The sequence below is a fragment of the Methylorubrum sp. SL192 genome (assembly GCF_026672325.1).
Classification (GTDB): domain Bacteria; phylum Pseudomonadota; class Alphaproteobacteria; order Rhizobiales; family Beijerinckiaceae; genus Methylobacterium; species Methylobacterium extorquens.
The window spans coordinates 187,576-209,049 of record NZ_JAPPQV010000003.1; the positions used below are offsets into that span (position 1 = coordinate 187,576).

Annotated in this window: 15 protein-coding genes; 6 read left to right on the plus strand and 9 right to left on the minus strand. The window is 68.1% G+C overall.

The window, feature by feature from the left end; all coding sequences use genetic code 11:
• Positions 1–125: 125 nt before the first annotated feature.
• Positions 126–1,730, minus strand: coding sequence for a sigma-54 interaction domain-containing protein (locus OVA30_RS01865; RefSeq protein ID WP_268174420.1), 1,605 nt, complete (start codon positions 1,728–1,730; stop codon positions 126–128).
• A gap of 370 nt (positions 1,731–2,100) precedes the next feature.
• Positions 2,101–3,117 carry a GlxA family transcriptional regulator gene (locus OVA30_RS01870; RefSeq protein ID WP_268174421.1) on the minus strand — a complete coding sequence of 339 codons (1,017 nt, stop codon included), beginning with the start codon at positions 3,115–3,117 and terminating at the stop codon, positions 2,101–2,103.
• A gap of 50 nt (positions 3,118–3,167) precedes the next feature.
• Here OVA30_RS01870 and OVA30_RS01875 point away from each other — a divergent pair, with 50 nt between their 5' ends.
• The gene (locus OVA30_RS01875) at positions 3,168–3,872 is read left to right on the plus strand and encodes a DJ-1/PfpI family protein (RefSeq protein WP_015821797.1); all 705 of its coding nucleotides are present in this window, start codon (positions 3,168–3,170) and stop codon (positions 3,870–3,872) included.
• 74 nt (positions 3,873–3,946) lie between these two features.
• Here OVA30_RS01875 and OVA30_RS01880 read toward each other — a convergent pair whose 3' ends face one another.
• The 4 genes from OVA30_RS01880 to OVA30_RS01895 all read right to left on the minus strand — a co-directional run bounded on the left by OVA30_RS01880 (position 3,947) and on the right by OVA30_RS01895 (position 8,039).
• Entirely contained in the window at positions 3,947–5,515 is a 1,569-nt protein-coding gene (locus OVA30_RS01880; protein WP_268174423.1) for a solute symporter family protein, read from the minus strand.
• A 10-nt stretch (positions 5,516–5,525) separates the two neighbouring features.
• Complete coding sequence (locus OVA30_RS01885) at positions 5,526–5,822, minus strand: DUF485 domain-containing protein (protein WP_268174425.1); 297 nt, start codon at positions 5,820–5,822, stop codon at positions 5,526–5,528.
• A 108-nt stretch (positions 5,823–5,930) separates the two neighbouring features.
• On the minus strand, positions 5,931–7,040 hold the full coding sequence (locus OVA30_RS01890) for a carbon-nitrogen hydrolase family protein (protein WP_268174426.1): 1,110 nt from the start codon (positions 7,038–7,040) through the stop codon (positions 5,931–5,933).
• 102 nt (positions 7,041–7,142) lie between these two features.
• A complete protein-coding gene (locus tag OVA30_RS01895) occupies positions 7,143–8,039 on the minus strand; it encodes a LysR family transcriptional regulator (protein WP_268174427.1) in 897 nt (298 codons plus the stop codon).
• 665 nt (positions 8,040–8,704) lie between these two features.
• On the opposite strand from OVA30_RS01895, the gene OVA30_RS01900 reads away from it, so the two are divergent.
• Entirely contained in the window at positions 8,705–9,409 is a 705-nt protein-coding gene (locus tag OVA30_RS01900) for a sigma-70 family RNA polymerase sigma factor (RefSeq protein WP_182569945.1), read from the plus strand.
• 214 nt (positions 9,410–9,623) lie between these two features.
• A complete protein-coding gene (locus tag OVA30_RS01905; RefSeq protein WP_015950104.1) occupies positions 9,624–9,833 on the plus strand; it encodes a hypothetical protein in 210 nt (69 codons plus the stop codon).
• Positions 9,834–9,894: 61 nt separating this feature from the next.
• Here the strand turns inward: OVA30_RS01905 and OVA30_RS01910 are convergent, their stop codons facing one another.
• Positions 9,895–10,191: a helix-turn-helix domain-containing protein gene (locus tag OVA30_RS01910; RefSeq protein ID WP_012252820.1), complete on the minus strand. Its 297-nt coding sequence runs from the start codon at positions 10,189–10,191 to the stop codon at positions 9,895–9,897.
• 359 nt (positions 10,192–10,550) lie between these two features.
• Here OVA30_RS01910 and OVA30_RS01915 point away from each other — a divergent pair, with 359 nt between their 5' ends.
• The 3 genes from OVA30_RS01915 (at position 10,551) to OVA30_RS01925 (ending at position 18,182) form a co-directional block, all read left to right on the plus strand.
• Positions 10,551–12,314: a type I secretion system permease/ATPase gene (locus tag OVA30_RS01915; protein ID WP_268174428.1), complete on the plus strand. Its 1,764-nt coding sequence runs from the start codon at positions 10,551–10,553 to the stop codon at positions 12,312–12,314.
• A gap of 9 nt (positions 12,315–12,323) precedes the next feature.
• A complete protein-coding gene (locus tag OVA30_RS01920; protein WP_268174429.1) occupies positions 12,324–13,697 on the plus strand; it encodes an HlyD family type I secretion periplasmic adaptor subunit in 1,374 nt (457 codons plus the stop codon).
• 78 nt (positions 13,698–13,775) lie between these two features.
• Positions 13,776–18,182: a hypothetical protein gene (locus OVA30_RS01925; protein ID WP_268174430.1), complete on the plus strand. Its 4,407-nt coding sequence runs from the start codon at positions 13,776–13,778 to the stop codon at positions 18,180–18,182.
• A gap of 138 nt (positions 18,183–18,320) precedes the next feature.
• Here OVA30_RS01925 and OVA30_RS01930 read toward each other — a convergent pair whose 3' ends face one another.
• The gene (locus OVA30_RS01930; RefSeq protein WP_268174431.1) at positions 18,321–20,279 is read right to left on the minus strand and encodes a glycosyltransferase; all 1,959 of its coding nucleotides are present in this window, start codon (positions 20,277–20,279) and stop codon (positions 18,321–18,323) included.
• Positions 20,276–21,451, minus strand: coding sequence for a hypothetical protein (locus OVA30_RS01935; protein ID WP_268174432.1), 1,176 nt, complete (start codon positions 21,449–21,451; stop codon positions 20,276–20,278). The genes OVA30_RS01930 and OVA30_RS01935 overlap by 4 nt, the downstream gene beginning before the upstream one ends.
• Between the last annotated feature and the right edge of the window lie 23 nt (positions 21,452–21,474).

Consider the following 21,474-nt stretch of genomic DNA (forward strand, 5'->3'; position numbering starts at 1 on the left):
ACGCGACTATTTCATATTGCTGATTTTTTTCAGTGTTTTAGCGAAAATCCGTGAACGTCTCCTCCGGATGAGGTGTCGACGAATGTCGACACTTTGTCGACATTGTCGGGTTTGGCGGAGGCAGGTCAGGGGGCCGGCTGGAGCTTGCGCCAGCGATAGGAGAATTGGCGTTCGGTGAGCCCGAGCCGCTGGGCCGCCCGCGTTTTGTTGCCGCCGGCCTGGGCCAGGGCCATGCGCAACTGTTCGTGGCCGTGCGAGTCGGCCGGCAGGTAGGGGCGCACGGTGCCCATCGCGCGCAACGCCGCTTCCCGTTCGGGCGAGAAGAACGGGGCCGAGGCGGGAGCGAGCAGGGGGGGCGCTGTGACGACGGCGCCTTCGAGCATCGGACGCACGTCCTCGACGTCCAAGACACCTTCGCTCGCCAGCAGCACGAGCCGCTCGATGAAGTTGGCGAGTTGGCGGATGTTGCCCGGCCAGGACTGGCGGGCGAGATGCGCGACCGCGTCCTGGGTCAGGTTGACGTTGCGCTGGTTGTTCTGGTTCGCCTGGGTGAGGAAGTGCAGCACCAGATCGGGGATGTCGCTGCGCCGCTCCGCTAGCGCCGGCAGGGTGATCGGCACGACGTTGAGGCGGTAGAACAAGTCCTCTCGGAAGCGGCCGTGGGCGACCTCGGTGGCGAGATCCCGGTTCGTCGCGGCGACGAGGCGCATATCGACCCGGATCTCGCGCTTGCCGCCGAGGCGCACGACCGTTCCCTCCTGAAGGGTGCGCAGCAGCTTGGTCTGGAGGACCGCCGGCATCTCGCCGATCTCGTCGAGGAAGATCGTGCCGCCGCTCGCCTGCTCGAACCAGCCGGCCCGCGCATCGACGGCCCCGGTGAAGGCGCCGCGCTCGTGCCCGAACAGCTCGGATTCGAACAGGCTGTCGGGGATCGCCGCGCAATTGACCTTGATGAAGGGCCGGTCTCGGCGCGGACTTGCGAGATGGAGCGCCCGGGCGAAGAGCTCCTTGCCGGTTCCGGACTCGCCGAGCAGCAGCACGCTCGCGGTCGCGCTCGCGACCTTCTCCACCTGCGCAAGCGCGCGCAGCAGCGCGGGCGAGGTTCCGATGATGCCGTAGCGGGCGCGCTTGATGCGCAGCTCGCGCGCCAGCATGTCGTTGTGTTCCTCGAGCGCCCGCGTCTTCTGCTCCACCCGCTCGTTCAGGGTCAGCAACTGGCTGACCATCGTGGCGATGATGCGCAGGATGGTGAGGTCGTCCGAGAGCGCTCGCTCCCGGTGGCGGATGCGGTGGCAGGCAATGGCGCCGACCGTCCGGTGATCGACCCGGATCGGCAGCGCCAGGAACGACACCGCGCCGCGGGGAAGCTGCGCCCGCGCCACCGCCCGCCCGAGGAAGGTCGGGTCCTTGTCGATGTCCTGCACGATGATGAGGTGACCGTCCTGGATGACGCGTCCGGTGATGCCCTCGCCCGGCGCGTAGCGGCCTCGCGCGACCTCCTCGCGGGTCAGTCCATAGGCGTAGGCAATGCGGTGTCCCTTGCCGTCGGGGTCTTTCAGGACGATCCGTCCCCGATTCAGTCCCACGATCTCGGACAGGAGATGCAGCATCTCCCGCGCGACCTGATCGAGCCGCAGGCCCTTGCCGATCAGGTTCATGACCTCCTGGACGAGGAACATCTCCTGCGTCCGCCAGTGTGTGCTCGACGCGCCCTTGAGGCTTCCATCCATTCCGCGGCGCACCCCAGGTTCCTGATTGGCGCCTCAGCAACCTGCAAGCTTCGTGCAAAGGTCGGCGCACATCCGAACCGGCTTGTCCCCCGGAGACGCGCCGATCACGCATAGGCAGCCGAAATTGCATGCCCGAAGTTGCATGTCTCTGAGCCCATCTCGATCGGGCAATGCGCTCTGATCCGATGCCACCTCGAAGTTTAAGCGTCGACCGACTGTGCGGAAACGAGGAGTGCGCGGCCGATCAAGAAGAGTGCGAACGCCTGATCCATTCCTGACCTTGCACCGCCAACTCCAAGGAGCCGCTGGGCGCCAGGGCCGCCCGTCCGCTACGAGGCTCGGGCTCAGGTGAGAGGATGTTCGGCGCGGCTCACGCGAAGGCCTTGATCTGCGGATCGATGCCAAAGCGGGAGCGATAGTCCTGCGGCGTGCTCGCGAGCAGACGCAGGAAGCTTCGGCGCATCGTCTCCTCCGACGCAAAGCCGCAATGGTGCGCGATCCGCTTGATCGGCCGATGGGTCTCCGCCAGCATCTGGCGGGCGGCCTCGACCCTCAGCCGTTCGACGGCTCTGGCCGGCGTAAGCCCGGTCTCCTTGAGGTAATGCCGGCTGAAGCTGCGCTCACTCATCCCCGCCTCCGCAGCCAAGGCCGAGAGCGACAGGTCTGCGCCGAGATTCACCCGCATCCAGCGATGCAGCGCGTCGAAGCGGTCCCCCTCCGTCTGAAGTGACAAGGCCGCGCTGAATTGCGCCTGACCGCCCGGACGCTTGAGAAAGACGACGAGGTAGCGTGCCACGGCCAGCGCCGTCTCCCGGCCGAGATCCGCCTCGACGAGCGCCAGCGCGAGGTCGATCCCGGCCGTCACACCCGCGGAGGTCCAGACGGGGCCGTCGCGCACGAAGATCGGATCGGCCTCCACGCGCACGGATGGGAAGCGCCGGGCGAAGGCGTCGCAGTACGACCAGTGGGTCACGGCCCGCCGGCCGTCGAGGATACCCGAAGCCGCCAGGATGAAGGCACCGGTGCAGACGGAGGCGACCCGTCGCGCCTGCGCGGTGCGCCGACGCAGCCAATCGAGCAGTTCGGGATCGTCGGCCGCCGCATCGACGCCGGGCCCGCCGGCCACGATCAGGGTATCGACCGCCTCCGGCATCGGCGTCAGCGGCTCCGCCGCGAGCGCGAGGCCGGCGGAGGACGCGACGGTGCCGCCGCTTTTCGCGACCACCCGGAGCCGGTAGGGCGGCCCCTCTGCGTCGCGGGCGGCATGCTCGTTGGCGGAGGCGAAGACCTGAAGTGGACCGGTGACGTCGAGCACCTGCACGCCCGGAAAGGCGAGCACCTCCACGGACCGCACCGGTTTTGGCGGGAAACGAGGGTTCTTTGGCATCCGCGCCAGAACCTGCCCGAGTACCCTTCGGCTGTCCACCGGAGGCAGACATGATCCCGCCCGACACTCACCTGGAAATCGGCTCCCTCTTGTTCGAAGGCGTCGACCAGATCGATCTCACCGGCCCGTTCGAGGTCTTGTCGCGCATCCCGAACGCGACCTACCGCGTCTACGGCAAGACGGCCGAGACGGTCCGGGACGTTCGCGGCCTGAAGCTGACGCCGGACGCGGCGATCGAGGACGCGCCGCAACTCGACGTGCTGCACGTCCCCGGCGGTTTCGGCCAGGAGGATCTGATGGAGGACGAGGCCGTCCTCGCCTGGCTCCGCCGCCAGGCGGGCGGCGCGCGGAGCGTCTTCTCGGTCTGCACCGGCGCCCTGCTCTGCGGGGCCGCGGGCCTCCTGAGAGGCCGCCGCGCCACGACCCACTGGGCCTCGTTCGATCTGCTGCCCTACTTCGGCGCGATCCCCGTCGACCAGCGGGTGGTCGTCGACGGCACATGGGTGTTTGCGGCGGGCGTCACGGCCGGGATCGACGGCGCCCTGCGGTTGGCCGCGGAGCTGCGCGGCGAGGACGCCGCGAAGGCGATCCAGCTCTACATGGCCTACGCGCCCGAGCCGCCCTTCGACAGCGGCACCCCGGAGAGGGCGCCGCCGGCCATCCTCGAACAGGCCCGCGCCGCGGTGGCGGCGATCACGGAACGCCGCACGGCCACCGCCCGGCGCGTCGCCGCCCGGCTCGGCGTGCAGCCTTGAGCGGCCGACACCCGAACGCCCATGGACGGGGCGTCCTTCGACGCCCCGTCCAGGGATAGCCCCGGGCCGAGGGTTCAGCGGCCGGCGTAGGCCGTCCGCGACGCACCGAACATGATCCTCCGGCGCATCTCCTGGAAGGTGCTGTCGGCCGCATCCTCCTTGGTCACGAGCGAGACGCCAATCGCCACCAGGAAGGACAGCGGCATGCTGATGAGGGCCGGGTTCTTCATCGGGACGAACCACCAGGCCTGCGAGACCTCCGCGAGGCTCCGCCCCAGCACATCGACCTGGATCGTGGGGGAGAGGCTGATCAGCAGCAGCGAGGCGAACGTCCCGATCAGGATGCTGGCGACCGCGCCCGCCGTCGTGAACCGCTTCCACGTGATCGACAGCAGCAGGGCCGGGAAGTTGGCGGCCGCGGCGACGGCGAAGGCCAGCCCCGCCATGAAGGCGACGTTCTGGCCCTCGAAGACGATTCCGAGAACCACCGCCAGGACCGCGATGGCGACCGTCGCGATCCGGGCAACGGTGAGCTGCTCGCGCTCCGGGGCATGGCCATTGCGGACGACGTTGACCCAGAGATCGTGGCAGACCGTGGCAACACCGGAGAGCGTCAGGCCCGCGACGACCGCCAGCATGGTCGCGAAGGCGACGGCGCAAATGAAGCCGAAGAACCCGTTACCGCCGACCGTGAGGGCGAGCAACGGTGCCGCCATGTTGCCGCCGCCGCCCGCCTTTGTGACAGCCTCGGGCCCGACGAGAACCATCGCCCCGAAGCCGATCACGAAGACGAGGAGGTGGAACGAGCCGATGATGCCGGTGGCGTAGAGGATCGACATCCGGGCCTCCTTCACATCCGGCACCGTGAAGGCGCGCATCAGGATGTGCGGCAGCGCGGCCGTGCCGAACATCAGCCCGACGCCGAGCGAGATCGCGTCCCACCCGCTTCCCGCGACCTTGGAGCCCGGCTGGAGCACGCGTTCGCCGTACTTGTCGGCCGCCGCCGAGAACAGGCGCAGCGGGTTCATCTCGAAATGGGCGAGCACGAGGAGCGCCAGAACGAGTCCGCCGAGCGAAAGGAGCACCGCCTTGATCACCTGAACCCAGGTGGTCGCCAGCATGCCGCCGAAGATCACGTAAATGAGCATGGCGGTGCCGACCACGATGACCGAGGCGGTGTAGGGCAGGCCGAAGAGGAGTTTGATCAGCGAGCCCGTCGCGACCATCTGGGCGATCAGGTAGAGCAGGATCACGGTCAAGGTGCCGATGGCGGCGGCCATCCGCACCGGGCGCTGCCGCAAGCGGTAGGCGACGACGTCGGCGAAGGTGAACTTGCCCAGGTTGCGCAGCGGCTCGACGATCAGGAACGAGATGATCGGCCAGCCGACCAGGAAGCCGATGGAGTAGATCAAGCCGTCGAAGCCATGCGACGTGATGATGCCGGCAATGCCTAGCAGCGCGGCCGCGCTGAGGAAGTCGCCCGCGAGCGCCCAGCCGTTCTGCCAGGCCGTGATCTGCCCTCCGGCGGCGAAGAACTGCTCCGTGGTGCGCGTGCGCCGGGCGGCCCAGTAGGTGATGCCGAGCGTCAGCGCCATGAAGATGAAGAAGAACGTGACGGCGAGGGGGTTGTTGGAGGCCTGCATGGTTCGCTCCTCAGCTCATGATGCGGCGCACGGCCGGGTCGTAGAACCGGTTCGCCCAGACGACGTAGACCAGACAAAGGACAAACGATCCGACGATTACCCCCGCACCGAGCAGGATGCAGAGCGACAAACCGGGCATCAGGATCGTACCCATCGCAGTCTTGGCGAAGGCGAACATCGTCATGAACCCGAAATACATCGTGATCATCACGACGCTCAGCACGATCGCCACGCGCGATCGCGTTCGCGACAGTCGTGCGATCGCCTCGGCCTCCTCGCGAGGGGCCACTCTATCGGGGGAAAGCATGCTGCACCTCCGTCCATGCGTGCGAGATTTTGCGAACACTTCCGGGAGGCCGAAGCCTCCGGAGCCGGCGCGGCGTCGCCCTCGAGGCTCGGCCGCGTCCGAACCGTCTCAGTGGCCTGCGCGGCGAAGCGGCGGGGCCGGCGCCGGCTCGCCGAGGCCGGGCTGTGCGCGAGCGCCATCCGGATCGAGAGCCTCGAGCCCACCGACGCCGTCGGCGGCAACGCCCGACGGCCGGACGGCCGCGTCGAAGCTGATCGGCTCGCGCGGCGTGCGGTCGACATGGAGGCGGAAGATGTCGAAGCGGTTGTAGTAGCCGACGACGTCGTGGAACTGCTTGGGCTCGACGCAGGCCTCGACGTCGATGTCCGCGTAGACGATCGTTTCGTCCCCCTGGTGCGGCTCCACGACATGGGAGCCGGTGGGGTCGAGGACCATGGACACGCCCGCGGGGGTGCGCTCGACGAGTTCGGCGAGGGCGGCGTCCCCGTCGCAGAGGGTGGCCCTGGCGGCCGCGTCGAGGACGGCGGAGCAGACGATGTTGAACACCTTGGCCTCGAAGGCATGCGCCCCGGCACGGATCTCGATGGCCCGTTTCAGGTCGTAGGCGGCGCTCTCTCCCGGCGGGCGGGTCGGCCAGGCCGGCGGGTAGGTCGAGATGTGGACCTGCTCGCCCTGGGCCATCAGCGTGTACCGGGCCAGCGGATTGGTGTTCTCACCGCAGATCAGCATGCCGACGCGGCCGATCTCGGTGCGCGTCACGCGCAAGCCCCGCGCGTCGCCGTTCGCCCAGATAAGCTTTTCGTAGAAGGTCGGCACGAGCTTGCGATGGTGGTTGAGGATCGCCCCGTCGCGCCCGATCAGCACGTTCGCGTTCCACAGGCAGCCGACGCTGGCCTCGGTGCTCTCGCTGAACCCGAGCGAGACGAGTACGCCGTGGCGCCGGGCGGCGGCGCGGACCGCGCCGATCTCCGGGCCGTCCAGGCGCACGGACTGGGCCGCGAGGCGCTTGAACAGATCGTGGTTGTGGATCGGCGCCCGCAGGGCCGCCCAAAGGGGGAAGCCCGGCATGTAACCCTCGGGAAAGACCACGAGGTCGGCGCCCGTGCGGGCGGCCTCTCCGATCAGCGCAACGGCCTTCTCGGCGGAGGCGGTGCTGTCGAGGAAGACCGAGGCGACATGGCAGGCTGCCGCCTTGAACTTCGGGTATTGGATGGACATCGACGCGGCTCCTGGAACGGGATGCCGCATTTGCAACAGAGGCCGTCCGCGCCGCGAAGGTGGAAAATCCGCAACGCCCGCTGCATTCTTGCCGTGACCTGCCTAAAACCGGTTCAAGTACGCTGCCTCCTTTGAGAACAGGTCGGCCAGGAAGCGGGTCACGGCGCGGATCCGGCCGGCATGCTCGATGTCTTCGTGAACACCGAGATAGAGTTCACGCTGCACCACCACATCGTCCGCCAGGACGGGGATGAGCGCCGGGTTGGTTTTTGCTGAAAAAAGCGGCAGCAGGCCGAGCCCCGCCCCGGCGGCGACGGCCGTCTGCTGGGCGGCCATACTGGTGGAGCGGAAGACCACGTTCGTCGGTTTCAGGACTTCGAGCAGCCAATGCACAGGCTCGATCGCCACGAGATCATCGACGTAGTCCACAAAAACGTGGTCCTGAAGGTCGGCGCGCGTCGTCGGTCGGCCATGCGTGGCGAAGTAGCGTTCCGCCCCGAACAGGGCCAAGCGGAACTCGCCGACCCGCCTCACCTTGAGGCGCGGGCCCTGGGGCGGCACGAAGGACACCGAGATGTCGGCCTCGCGCTTGGTCAGGTTGATGAGGTGCCGCTCCGTGACGAGCTCGACCACGATGCCGGGCATGGCGGCGGCGAACTCGGCGAACTTGGCCGACAGGTAGAAGGCGGCGATGCCTTCCATGCTGGCCACACGCACGCGTCCCGCGGGCTCGGCTCCATCGGAGAGGCCGAGTTCGTCCGGCACGGACAGCATCTTCTGTTCGATCGCCTCCGCGATCACGAAGAGCTTGTGGCCGGCCTCGGTCAGCAGGAAGCCGTCGGAGCAGCGCTGGAACAGTTTTGTGTCGAGCCCCCGCTCCAACTCCGCAATGCGACGGCTGACCGTCGTGTTATCGACCTTGAGCCGACGCGCGGCCGGCATCAGCCGGCCATGCCGGGCCAACTCCAGGAAGAAGGTGAGGTCGTTCCAATCGAACATGCGGTGATCTGAGGTGAGGCACGGTCCGGGCCAAATTTCACCGCCAAGTTTCTCCATCGCGGCAGGGGAAGCAACCGGCTGAAACCTGGCCCGGCGTCGGAGAGCTACGAGGCCTACTTCGGCCCAAAGACACCTGACGCCACTTCTGTCGGCTTCCGCTCCCTGCCGAGAATGGGCTCTTCCAGCTGACGTGCGGCTGTCCACGGCGGCAGCAGGCCACTCAGCGCACTTACGAGGAAATTACAGCCCCAGCGCAGGCCACCTAGCTCAGCGAGCGCGGCCAGCTCTCTGTTTGAATGTCTTGCGTATTGTCGTAGCACGCGAGCGCCGCGCCGCAGTGTGCCAGGATGGCGCGGAGATCCTCGACGCAAGCCTCTGCCTCCGCGAGCGTGAGCAATCCGTTGCGCCAGTACGCAGCACCCGATGCAGCCACGACGACGACCGCGAACCGACCATCCGGACAGTCAACGACTCGATACGTCACCGGGCATGTCATCACTTCGACCGTGCAAGCTCTCAACGCTACTCCGAGCGCAACCCCGAACGCGCCGATGGAATGGATCGATCCCCGAGGTTCGCGAGTTAGATGTTCACTGTACGGCGGAAGGAGCTGGCTCAGGCATCTCTCTGCCGCTCGCTCCGAGAAGGAACGTGGGTTGATCGACATGCTGATTGCAAGCGGACTCGGTCCGGTTTGCTCGGATCCGGAAGGGAAAGCGGGAGCTGCCAGGCTGCCCTTCGCGGTGCAGAAGCACATCGGAGCTCAGTTGCAGGCGACTTATCTCGAAATCGTCGTTTCAGGTGCACCGCAGCATTTGCTTGATCTCACGCGGGTTCTGGAGAGTGCTCTCGCGCCCCTGGCGAGTGAGCGCGACGCAGCCTTTCGCGCGGGGCTCACGGCAGCACTCCCGGCGCTGCAGGTGTTCGCGCAGTCGCTCGCCGGAAGTGCTGCACGGGCCGATGATCTCGTGCAGGAGGCCGTGCTGAAAGCGTGGGCCAATCAGGATCGGTTCGTGCCAGGCACGAATCTGAAAGCGTGGCTGTTCACCATCCTCCGCAATCACTTTTACACCGAGCGACGCAAGCACAGGCGTGAGGTGGAAGACGTGGACGGTGTCATGGCGGGCCAACTGGTTGCGCTGGCGGCACAGGAGCATGGCTCGGACCTTCAGGTCGTCCTGTCCTACATCGCGCGGCTACCTGCCCCCCAACGCGAAGCGCTGCTTCTCGTCGGTGCGCAGGGCCTGACTTACGAAGCGGCCGCGGAGGTCATGGGCTGCCAGACCGGCACGGTGAAGAGCCGGGTAAGCCGTGCTCGCTCCTACTTGATGGAGCAGCTGAGCATGTCTTCCACCAAGGTGCCGGCCTGAACTTCATCTTTCTCCGATTGGCCCAAATCTGCTTCGAGCGCCGGATGACGTCGTCCGCGATCAGTGCGGATTCGGGCTCTGTCTCACATTGCGGCTGTCCACGCCTCGTTTGGAGCGGCTGGATACAGCGAAGTCCATAGCTTGAACTGCACGAACGGGCGACGCATGACAGGGCTGGTCTTCACACTTCCAGCCATCGCTCTCCCTCGTGCCCATGCCTCGCCGCGCGTCGTATCGGATCCTCGAACGCCCTGACGGACGGTTCGACATCGCAGTGACGTTGGCCGGTGGTGGCACGCATTTCCGCGAGGGCTTGTCGACGCCGGCGGAAGTGCAAACCGCTCTGGCGATGCTGCGCGACCTGATGACCGCCTGTGGCGCCGTCCTTGTCGAAGCGGAGACGCTCAGCCTCGCGGCGGAATAGGCGCAGACAGCCAGCTTTCCGCGCGTTTCACAGCAAGAGTTGAGCTTGTCTCGACGACGGGTCAGTCGCCGAAGAGGATCTCGAACGTCAGCGGATCGTAGAAGCGCATCAGGCTCTTCACGAAGTCTTTCGCATCCACGCCCAGGGCATCGGCCCAGAGCCGGTACCGGTCCGGGGGCACACGGCCGCGTCCCGTCTCAAGCTGTGAGATGAAGGTGTAGTACTCGGCACCGACCAGGGCAGCCAACTGTCTCTGTGAGAGACCCTGCTTCTCGCGAAGGTCCTTCAGGAAGCGGCCACCTTCGCGGCGCAATTCCTGCACCTCCTCAGAGCCGAGACGTTGCTGATGGACATACAAATGTGCGGCTCCCGCCAGCGCTCAATTGCGAGAGCGCCGAATGGTACAGTGATTTCCATATGGCGCTCAGACAGCCAATGTCCAGTTCGCATTGCGTACGATTTTCGACGGTCTCGGCGGCGCTCCTTGGAATACAATAAGCCTGCGCTAAGATTCATAAGCCGGCACGCGATGATGCGAGCCGGGGAAGCGGACGCGATGCGGCGGCACGAGTCACATTTTTCCGGGAATGAATCCCGGCCGACGGCCTCGAAGCGCCCATTCCTGTTCCGAGGGATGGCGCTCTGTGGCCGGCATTCGCAGGCGGACGGCTTGGCCGCGCGATCCGGGCCCCATGAACCGGCGCGCCGGGAGGTGCCATGAGCGATCGTGTGGCCGAGTCCGTCTTGAAGGATGGGCTGCGGGCGATCCGCCCCGTTCTGGTGACGGTGTTCGTCTTCGCCTTCTTCACGAACCTGCTTCTGTTCGCCGGCCCCCTGTACATGCTGCAGGTCTACGATCGCGTCCTCTCGAGCCGGAACGAGGCGACGCTCCTCGGCATCACGGGCATCGCGGCCTTCGCGCTCGCCGTCTATGCCGTCCTCGAAATGCTTCGTTCGCGCCTGTTGGTGCGGGGCGGAATGATCTTCGATCGAAAGGTTGCCGGACCGGTCTTCGAGATCGTTCACAGGGCCGCATTGCTCAAGCCGCGCGCCGGGCACGAAACGGTCCTTCGCGATGTCGATGTCCTGCGTGAGTTCCTCACGGGCGGCGCGATCCTGGCGCTCTGCGACCTGCCCTGGGCCTCGCTGTTCCTGATGGCCTGCTTCATCCTCCATCCTTGGTTCGGCTGGATGGCGTTGCTCGGGGGCGGCACGCTCCTCGGGCTCACGCTCCTGACCGATCTCACGACCCGGCGGCCCCTCGACGTGGCGAGCCAAGCCGCCCGTGAAGCGGGCGAGCAGGCCCGCGCGACCATGCGAGGGGGCGAGGTTCTGCGCGCCATGGGCATGCTCGGCGCCTTGCGGTCCCGGTGGCGTCGGCGTCACGACGAGGCGATTCGGCTGCAGGCCCGGGCGAGCGATCGCGCCGGCCTCATCACCGCGGCGACGAAGTTCACGCGCATGTTCCTGCAGACGATGGTCCTTGGTGTCGGCGCCTACCTTGCCATCCATGGCGAGATCTCTGCCGGCTCGATGATCGCGGCCTCCATCATCATGGGCCGGACGCTGGCGCCCATCGAGGCGGTCGTCGGGCATTGGAAGAGCTTCACGGCAGCCCGGCGCAGCTATGCCCGGCTGGCGGACATCGTGGGGCGCATCGGCCTCGAACCGCAGCGCGTGATGCTGCCGCGTCCGCGCGGTCTGATCGAGACCGAGAATTTGGTCGTGGCGGCGCCGGGCTCGCCGACGGCCATTCTCCACGATGTGAGCGTGCGGCTGGAGCCCGGCAGCGTCGTCGGAATCATCGGTCCGAGTGCGGCCGGGAAATCGACCCTGGTCCGCGCGATCACCGGCGTCTGGCCCATCACCTCCGGCGCGGTGCGGATCGACGGAGCCGACCTCCGGCACTGGGACCCGCAGGCGCTCGGCCAGCATCTCGGATACCTGCCGCAGGACGTTGAATTGTTCGACGGCACGGTGGCGCAGAACATCGCGCGCTTCGACACCCAGGACGACGCCGCCATCGTTGCGGTGGCGCAACGCGCGGGGTGCCACGACCTGATCCAGGCTCTGCCGGACGGCTACAACACCCGGATCGGATCGGGCGGGCACGGCCTCTCCGGCGGCCAGCGTCAGCGCATCGCCCTGGCGCGGGCGATGTACGGGGACCCGAGCTTGGTCGTCCTCGACGAGCCGAATGCCAGCCTCGACCAAGCCGGCGAGGCCGCGCTGATGCGGGCGGTGGCGGACCTTCGAGAGCGGGGGACGACGGTTGTGATCGTCACGCACAAGGTGAGCCTGCTGGCGGGAGCCGATCAGATCCTGATGCTGGAGGGCGGAACGCTCCGCGCTTCGGGCCCGGCCGATCAGATCCTCACCCAGGTTTCCGGGCCGCGCCCGGTTCCGGCGCTGGTCGCGACCGGCGGTCGCGCGATGCCCGAGAACGAGAGGATGCCCGAAATCCAACGTAGCGCGGGCTGAGCCATGACAATGCCTCCAGCCCCGATCCCGATCACGTCGTCCGCCGCTTCCTCGTCGTTGGGCCGAGGCGGAACGGGCGCCGAGGACAGGGCCGTCTCGCCGATCGCGTGGCAGCGCTACGCGATCGGCGGCTATGCGCTCATCGCCGCGGCCTTCGGCGTCGCCGGTGCCTGGGCGGCCACCGTCCGCCTGGATCGCGCCGTCATCAGCACCGGCGTCATCGTCGCGGAAACCAGCCGCAAGGTCGTCCAGCACTTCGAGGGCGGCATGGTCCATGCGGTACTGGTGAAGGACGGGCAGATGGTTCGCTCCGGCGACGTCCTTCTGCGCATCGATCCCCTACAGTCCCAGGCGAGTGCGGACCTGTTCCGAAACCAGCTCGACGCCGCTCTCGTCCTGGAGGCGCGGCTGCGGGCGGAGCAGGCGCAGTCCGACGATCTGCAACTGCCGGCCGAGATCGCTGCACGGCGCAACGAGCCCGTCCTCGCACGCATGATCGGCGATCAGGCGGGTCAGTTGGCCGAACGGAGGACGACGCTGAAGGGCCAACTCGCCCTCATCGAGGCCAAAGTCACCCAGCTGAGGACGGAGATCTCCGGCCTTGCCGTCGAGAAGTCCTCGGTCGAGCAGCAGGTCGGCTTCATCCGACAGGAACTGGAGGGCCTGCGCAGCCTGCACGAGCGAAATCTGATCCCGCTGTCGCGCCTCCTCGTGATGGAGCGGGAGCGCACGCGACTGGAGGGTGTCATCGGGCGCTCCGTCGCGGAGAGAGCAAAAGCCGAGAACGCCATCAGCGAGGCCGGGCTGCAGGTCACCCAGTTGAAGCAGAAGCTTCAGGAGGCGGTCACCGGCCAGCTTCTCGAGACGCGGCAGAGGATCGGCGAACTTCGGGAAAAGCTCGTCGTCGCGCAGGACGTGTTCCGGCGGCACGAGATCCGCGCCTCCCACGACGGGGTCATCCAGGGGCTCAAGGTTTTCGCGATCGGGCAGGTCGTCCGCTCGGGCGAGCCGCTGATGGAGATCGTCCCGACGGCGGACAGGCTCGTGGTCAACGTGCAATTCTCGCCCAACGACCTCGAAGCCGTCCATGCCGGCATGCGGGCGGAGATCAAGTTTCCGACCTTTCAGGCCCGCCGGACGCCCGCAGTCTTCGGAACGCTCACGGTGGTGTCGCGGGACCGTCTGGTCGACGAGGGGTCGAAGCAGGCCTATTTCGCCGGCACCGTGGAGATCGACGAACACCAGCTTCCCGCCGAGGTCCGACATCGCCTTCTCGCGGGCTTGCCAGCCGAGGTGGTGGTCTCGGCCGGGGAGCGCACGGCCCTGGAATATCTATTCGCACCCTTCTTCGACGCGATGGGACGCGCCTTCCATGAACGCTAGCGCCGCGCCCGGTCGCTCCGCCATGGGGTGCGGCGCTCTCCGCCAAGGGTCGCCACGAGCCGACACGGTGAGATGACGATGAGCACGGTCATTCCCTTCTTCCGTCCGGCATCGGCGCGGCAAGGCAACTGGTCGCAGCAGGAGCTGGCCGAGTTCTATCGCGTCGAGGCGGCTCTCCTCCGTGCCGGGTTCAGCATCGCGAGCGAGCACGGCCTCAGCGACGAGGGTGAGCCGTGGTTCGTCTTCTGCCAACCGGACGGCGACGCGATCATTCACTTCGCCAAAATCGACGGCAACTATCTCATCGCCTCGGACGCTCTGGATCGGCCCGTGCGCGGCACGGATTTCCGGACCCTGATCGACCAGATCGCTCGACTGCATCCGCACCTGCTCCCGATCCCGGCGACAGCGACGGGGACGACGCTCGTGGTTCATCCGGCCGCGCTGCTCGCGGCGCTGGTGGCGGCGGCAGCTTTGAGCTTGTCGTCGGAGGATGCCCATGCCGGTCCGCTCGTGGCGGGGGGCGAAGGCGTATCTCCGCCGCCGACCTCCCAGGGAGGCGAGCCCGCGCAGGGCCATCCACAGCCGAAGGCCAATGGCGGGTCCGGTGATCGGGATACTGATCGCAAGCAGCTTGAGGCCATCATCCTCTCCGCGATGATCTTCGCAGCCGAGGCCATGGCGATCGATCACCGCGCCGTGAGCGCGGAGCTGGATCTCGACTTCGCGGACGGGGCGGGCAACGCCTCGATCCTAACCGCGCAGGGTGAAGCGGCGCCGGCGTCGGGCACCGCGTTTGGCTCCGGCCGCGGGAGCGTGTCGGCTCAGCCGGCCGCTCTGACGGCGCAGGGCAGCGGCGCGAATCCCGATGCTCGTCCTCACCCGGCTTCCGACACGATTGCAGCGGCGAGCCGGGTCGATCCGTCTCCTGTGGCGCGGACCGAATCCCCGGGTGAAGCGCCGAAGTCACCAGCCTCGCAGAACCAGCCGCTGGCGCCGAAATTTGGCAGCGACGTCGCGCTGGCCAACACATCGGCCGAGGCGTCCGCCGCTAAATCCAGCGGCCAACAGGCGTCGACGTCGGCTCGCAGCGAGAGTGCAGCGCCCACATCGGACGAGCCGGGGTCGGCCTCAAGTGATCAGCACGCCGGTTCGGCCTCGGCCTTGATCGCCGAGCCCGGCTCCCGCGCCCGTTCTGCACTTGCCGCATCGTCTGACTCGGCCGACGCTGGTAGCGGACCTGCCCGACCGGCCTGGGTCAATGCCGTGACCCAGACTGCGACGAACCGGGTTCCGTCCCCCGAAGCCTCGCGGGATGCCGACGATCGGGGCGACGGCCGACCCGCGGAGGCTGGGCTCGGGAACAGTCCGAAGGCCGATCCGGCGGGGCTTGCCAACGGTCACGTCGAGGGCGTGGGCCGGGATCGAGAATCCCCGGCCAAGGCTGGAGCCGAGACCCATCCGACAGGGGAGCAGGCCGCCCCCGGTCACAGCCAGCCCGAGGGCGTCAGTCGAGGCGTTCCGGCCGAGACGGCGACCGGAAGTAGCCCGCAGGCCGAGCGTGGCGCCGAGAGTGACAGGCAAACCACCAGCGTTGCGGCGGCCCAGAGCCCGCAGGTTGAACCCGCGACCGGGAACACGCCGCAGGCCGGGCAGGCCCGCCCCGATCAAAGTCCCATCGACAGCACCGGCCAGGACCGCGGCGCGCCGGCGATGGCGGCCGTCGGACACAGCCCGAACGCCGAGCAGGTTGGACCCGGTCAGGGCCAGGCCAGCGCCCAAGGTCAGGATCAGGGCGCGCCGGCTGCAGCCTCTCATGAAATGCGGGCCGAACCAACGAGCCCCACGAACGGCCCGGTGAGCACCGTCGGTCCAGACCGCGCTACATCGCCTGAGGGAGCGAGCGGAAACAACCCGCAGACCGCGCCGGCCGGCGGGGGCAATGGCCACGCCAGCGGCGTCGCTCGGCAGGAACCCGCGCCGGCTCAGGCCGAAGCTGCGAATAGCCCATCAGTCGAGGCGAGTAGCCGTGGCAACACCGGCGCCGTTGCTCAGGAGCGGGGCCCGCAGGCTGAGCCTGCGACGGGAGGTAATCCGCCAAGCGTGCAGACCGGCCGCGGCCAGGACCAATCCAGCGTTGTCGCTCGGCAAGACGCTGCACCGGCTCAGGCCGAAGCTGCGAATAGCCCACCAGTCGAGCAGACCCGCCGTGACAACACCGGTGCCGCTGCTCAGGAGCGGAGTCCGCAGGCTGAGCCTGCGACGGGAAGTAATCCGCCGAGCGCGCCGGCCGGCCGCGGCCAGGACCAATCCAGCGTGGTCGCTGGGCAAGACGCCGCGCCGGCTCAGGCCGAAGCTGCGAATAGCCCACCGGTCGAGTCGAGTAGCCGTGGTAGCGGCAACGCCGGTGCCGCTGCTCAGGACCGGGGCGCGCAGGCCGAGCATGCGATGGGAAGTGATCCGCTGCCCGCGCAGCCCGGCCGCGGCCAGGACCAATCCAGCGTTGCCGCTGGGCAAGACGCCGTGCCGGCTCAAGCCGAGACGAGGAACAGCCCACCGGTCGAGCAGACCGGCCGTGACAACGGCAACACGAGCGCCGCTGCTCAGGACCGGGGCGCGCAGGCCGAGCATGCGACGGGAGGTGATCCGCTGCCCGCGCAGCCCGGCCGCGGCCAGGACCATTCCAGTGTTGTCGCTCGGGAAGACGCCGCGCCGGCTCAGGCTGAAGGTGCGAATAGCCCACCGGTCGAGGCGAGTAGCCGTGGTAGCGGCAACGCCGGTGCCGCTGCTCAAGAGCGGGGCTCGCAGGCTGAGCCTGCGGTGGCACAGAACCCGCCGATCGTGCGGACCGGCCCGAATGAAGGCCATGCCAGCGTCTCTGGTCCGGGAAGCGCACGGGCCGAGGCCGTGACCGGCGATCCTCCCGCGGATCAACAGGGTGGTCGCGCCAGCGGCCTGGAAAATACCAACGATCAAGGTTCGCAGCGGCCGACCGAGGCGGCGTCTGGAAACGATCCGCAGATCGAGCCGACGGGCAGCAACAACGGCCAGGGTCATGGCAGCAACTCGAAGGCCGAGGTTGTCGCGCTCCATGAGCCGAGCTCAGACGCGCCGACCGCCGGCCACGGTCGGGCCCCAAGCGATGCCAACGAGCGGGGATCGGCGGCACAGGCCGAGGCCGTTCTTCCCGCGACTGAGCAGCAGGCCGATCGCGGCCCGAGTCAAAACTCGGTCCCGGCCGAGCGGAACGACCAGCAAGCGCCCGAAGCGCATGGTCCCGGCACGACCGACACGGCTTCAAGTCACGGTAAGCCAGAAACTGCCGGCGAAACGCGATCCGACGCGGCACCGACCCCAAAGGCTCATGCACTGCTTGACCCCGGTCCCGCTTCCCACGGATCGAAAACGCTCAGCGCGACCGAGCTGCCGGGCGGCGCGCACGAACCGACCGACGGAGCGGCTCCCGAGCCTGCTGCCAAGGCCGATCGGGCGACCGCGGCGGCGGATGGACCTGGTCAGGATCTGACATCGACGCCCTCCGAACCCGCACGGGGTCATTCGATCGAGCACGGCTCCGATCAGGCCGCGAACGCGGCAGCCTCGGAACAGACGAACGGAGACGTGTTCGGCACGAAGGAGCACGGATCCACGCCGAGCGACGTCGCCGTGACGTTGCCATCGAACGTCCCTGCCGGCGGCGCAGGGCCCCAGGCGTGGCCTGCGCAGGAAGAGTCGGCGCCGCACGAGCAAAGGGCCGATGCGGAGCCTGCCGTTCCCGCGTCGGCTGCCCACGATCCAGTCTTGCAGGATCGGGGAAGCGATCGGGCGGACGCGGACCCTCCCCTCGGACACGGCGCTTCACCGGCGTCGGACGCTCAGATTGCGGCGCCGAAGGGTGAGCACGCCCAAGCCGATCCTGACGGGCCGCATGACGGCGCGGAGCCCGTCGTCGTTCGCGCGATCCCAGTGGCGGACCCGCAGGCGACGGTTCACGGCGTGGACGAGAATGACCTGTCCGGCCCGTCCGGAGGTCCTGACCTGACGTCGCCGTCTGCACCGGCTGCGCAGGAGGCGATCGCACCGGCCCATCCCGATCGAGGACAGGTCGATGACGTCCTTTCGGTCACCGGCCGCACCGACCGCGAGGCGCCCGGACAGGCGGCCCTTCCGGTCAAGGTCAACGAGCCGACCCAGCCGCCTGTACAGGTCGAAGCCGATCTGGCGGGCGGGCCTTTGCCAAACAGCCAATCCGGCTCCGCGGCGTCCCAGGGGGCGTCCGGTCAAGCGAAGCCGGGCCGGCCAAGCCCTCCGCCCGCGGCGATCGACGCGGACGGCAATCTCGTGTTCCACACGGACGCCCCTCAGGATCCGGCGCCATCAGCCCTTCCACACGGGCCGGACGAAGCAACGACCCATCACACGGTCGGCCTGATCGGGGTCACGGATCAGACGCATCCGGTGCACGACATGTATCACCACACCTAGAGCCGTATCCGGCCGGATTGCCTCAGGCCGGCGTCTCTAAATGCTTGTCTTGCCGCGGGTTCTTGCGGTCGCACCGGCCGCCACTCGGTCGGAATGCGTTCGAGAGTATCCGCCGATCCGCTTCGCCCGCGGCGCCGCTCAGCCGAGGCCCAGGCTCCGGCGGAGCAGGCCACCGACGGCCGGGGTGAACCGGGCGGCACGGGCGATGGTGTCGCGTGGGGTGGAGTAGAGGGCCACGACCAGAGCCCGGTACTGCTCCGGCGTGGGATCGAGTGAAAGGCCGGCGGGGTCCGCAACCGCGTCGATCGCGCCGATGCCCGGAAGGTGCAGGATCAGCGGCGCACCCAGCGCGGAGACCGGCTCCCCCGCCTCGGCGAGGGTCGCCCGGCCGGGCGAAAGGGTCGCGATGCGGCAGGCGTGGCTGGTCCCGCCGGCTTCGATCCGGGCGTCGGCGTCGTAGCGGAACGCGAGATCGACGCGCGGGTATTCGAAACAGACGAGGAAGCAGATGAAGGTCAGCACCATCGCCACTCCGGCCCAGACGAGGTTGAAGTAGTCGATATCCGAGATCTCGGCCGGAGCGGTCGGGGCGATGAAGGCCCAGACGATGCTGAAGGCTGAAAGCAGGGAGAGGCCGCCGAAGGCCGAGGCCATGCGCCAGCGGACGCGCATCTGGGAGCGATCACCGCCCTTTTCCGTGACTTTGAACGGACGGCCGAAGGGTCGGACGGCCGCTTGGATGAGCGTCATGGTGACGGCGAGCGCACTGATCGCGTGGGTCACCTCCATGAAGATTGGCAGCGTGCGCGAGCGCGAAACCCAGCCGCTATAGGCCCACAGAGCGAAGAGTGGGGGCGCACCGTATCGCAGGAAGGACAGCACGTCGGCCTCGAAGGCCGGCAGCCCGGCAATCCAGTAGACCGCCGGGGCCAGCAACATCAGCACGATGTAGGGTTTGCAGGCCCAGTTCAGCACGCCATGCAGGAAGTGGATCCGCTGGACCAGGGTATAGCCCGGCCCGCGAAGCGGCCCGTCGGCGAGCAACGCGATCTGAATCGTTCCGAGACACCAGCGGGTACGCTGCGTGATGTATTCCGGGAGGCCCTCAGCCGAGAGGCCCATGCTCAGCCGCTCGTTCAGCCAGTGGGTCTCGTAGCCTCGGCGTGACATGCCGAGCGACAAGTTGAGATCCTCGCAGATCGCGGCATCCGGGAAGCCACCGATCTCGCCGAGCCGGTCGCGGCGCACGATGAACGAGGTGCCGACACAGAAGGCCGCATTCCAGGCGTCCTTTGCTGGCTGGAACACGTCGAAGAAGATGCGCTGGTCATCGACCCAGCTGTCGGAAGCGGCGAGATTGTGCTGGATCGGATCGGCATTGAAGAAGAATTGCGGCGACTGCACCACGCCCGTCTTCGGATCATCGAACAGGCCGACCATGCGCTTGAGGATGTTCGGCTGCGGCGCGAAATCCGCATCCAGCACGAGAATCAGGGGGGCATCGGTCCGCTCAGCGGTGTGACGCAGGGCGTTGTTGAGGTTGCCGGCCTTGGCCCCCTTGTTGTCCGGGCGCGTGATGTAGCGGGCGCCGACCTCCTCGCAATAGTCGCGCAGCCAGTCGCGGCGGGTGTCGTCGCAGACCCAGACGGTCTTGGGTTCGTAATCGATGGCGAGCGATGGCAGGATCGACTTCTCCACCACCTCGCGCGGCTCGTTGTAGGTGCAGATGAAGATGTCGACGGCTGGCCATTCGCCACTCGCCTCGCGGCGCGCTTGGGCCGCGTCGGCCTCCCTTGACCGATCCTTGAAGCGCAGCAGGATGATCACCGAGAGCAGGGTATAGACCACCGCCACCATCTCGGCGGCAAAGAACAGGTAGGACCAGACGGCACCGGCCTCGGGGGTCAGCGGCGGCAGCGTGTCGCTCCAGCGCCAGCGCGCGTAAGTGGCGATGAGCGCAGCCGTCAGCGCTCCGAACAGAAGGCGATCGAAGGCGCGCTCCGGCCGCAACAGGCCCGCGAGAGCGAAAAGTCCGAGCGCGATGCCGAACGAGAGCGCGAGCACGGAGGCCGCGTCGCCGGGCGAGGGAAACATCATTGGACGCGGCCTCCTGTGAAGGGATTGTGGCCCAAAGCCGCCAGCGCGGCCCAAGCCGTCGCGCCAAGATGCGGACGGCGGAAGTAGAAGAAGTCGTCCTGCGTGCTCGCCGGCCCGATTCGCAGACCGGTGGTCAGCCGTGCCTCGCGGCTTGCATAGAGCCAGCCCGAGGGGGCGCGCTGACCGGCAAGGGTCTGCAGGAGTTCCCCCGCCGTGGCCTCGTTCTGGACGGAGCGATAAGCGAGCGCCGCCTGTGCGGTCCCCTCGACCCAAAGGCCGTCGCGGTCGTCGTTGAAATCGAACCCGCCGGGCACGCCCAACCGTGTGGTCGCGCAGGACAGGGCGCGCCGCCAAGCCTCCGGTGGATCGGCGACCCCGAGCAGCGGCCAGAGCTGCGTGTCGAGGGCGACGGCCTCGACACCGCGCATATGGCCCTCGGTATCGGTTCCCATCCGGAAGCAGCCGGCCCGCTCGTCGAAGGCGGCGTCGAGAAATGTCCGCGCCGAGGCAGCCATGGCCCGGTCGTCGGGCTTGCCGAGCCGCATCCCCAGGGCAACGATGTCGAGGTTGTGCTCGGTGGAGGCCCAGCTCAGCGAAGCTTGGTCGGGATCGTAGCCGTCGAGCCCTCCGGTGAAGCCGGGCCCGTTGTGGCGGGCCGTCCGCGCTCGGATCCAGGCCGCGAGACGGGTGGCCCCTTTCTCGAAACGCGGGTCCTGCGTCGCGTCGCGCAGATTGAGCAGCGCCAGCCCGACCCACGCGACGTTGCCGGTCGCCGAGCCGTCCTGATAGCGGTCCTCGGACCAGCGCTTGTTCGCGGCGTCCCACCAGCCCGGAAGGAGCACGGGACGCGCGCGCACCGGGCCGGCGCGATAGGCATTGCGGATGCGACCGTCCTCGAAGGTGCGGTCGCTCTCGATCGCCACGAGGAAGGCCTCGCCGATCTGACGGGCGCGCCGCAGGTCGCCGCAGGCGGCGAGCGCCGTGGCCGCCAGGGCGTTGTCGTAGGAGAAGGCGGTGCTGCGCAGCGGCGGCGGAACCTCCTTCTCGTCCGGCCCGGGCTCGTAGCTCGCGAGGAACACGGGGTCCCCATCGGGCGCCGTCCTCTCGACGGCGCCGGACAGGGCGCGGCACAACTCCCGGCCGAGATCATCCGCCCAGGCAGGGGCCGACATTCCCAACGTGAGAGCGAGCGCGG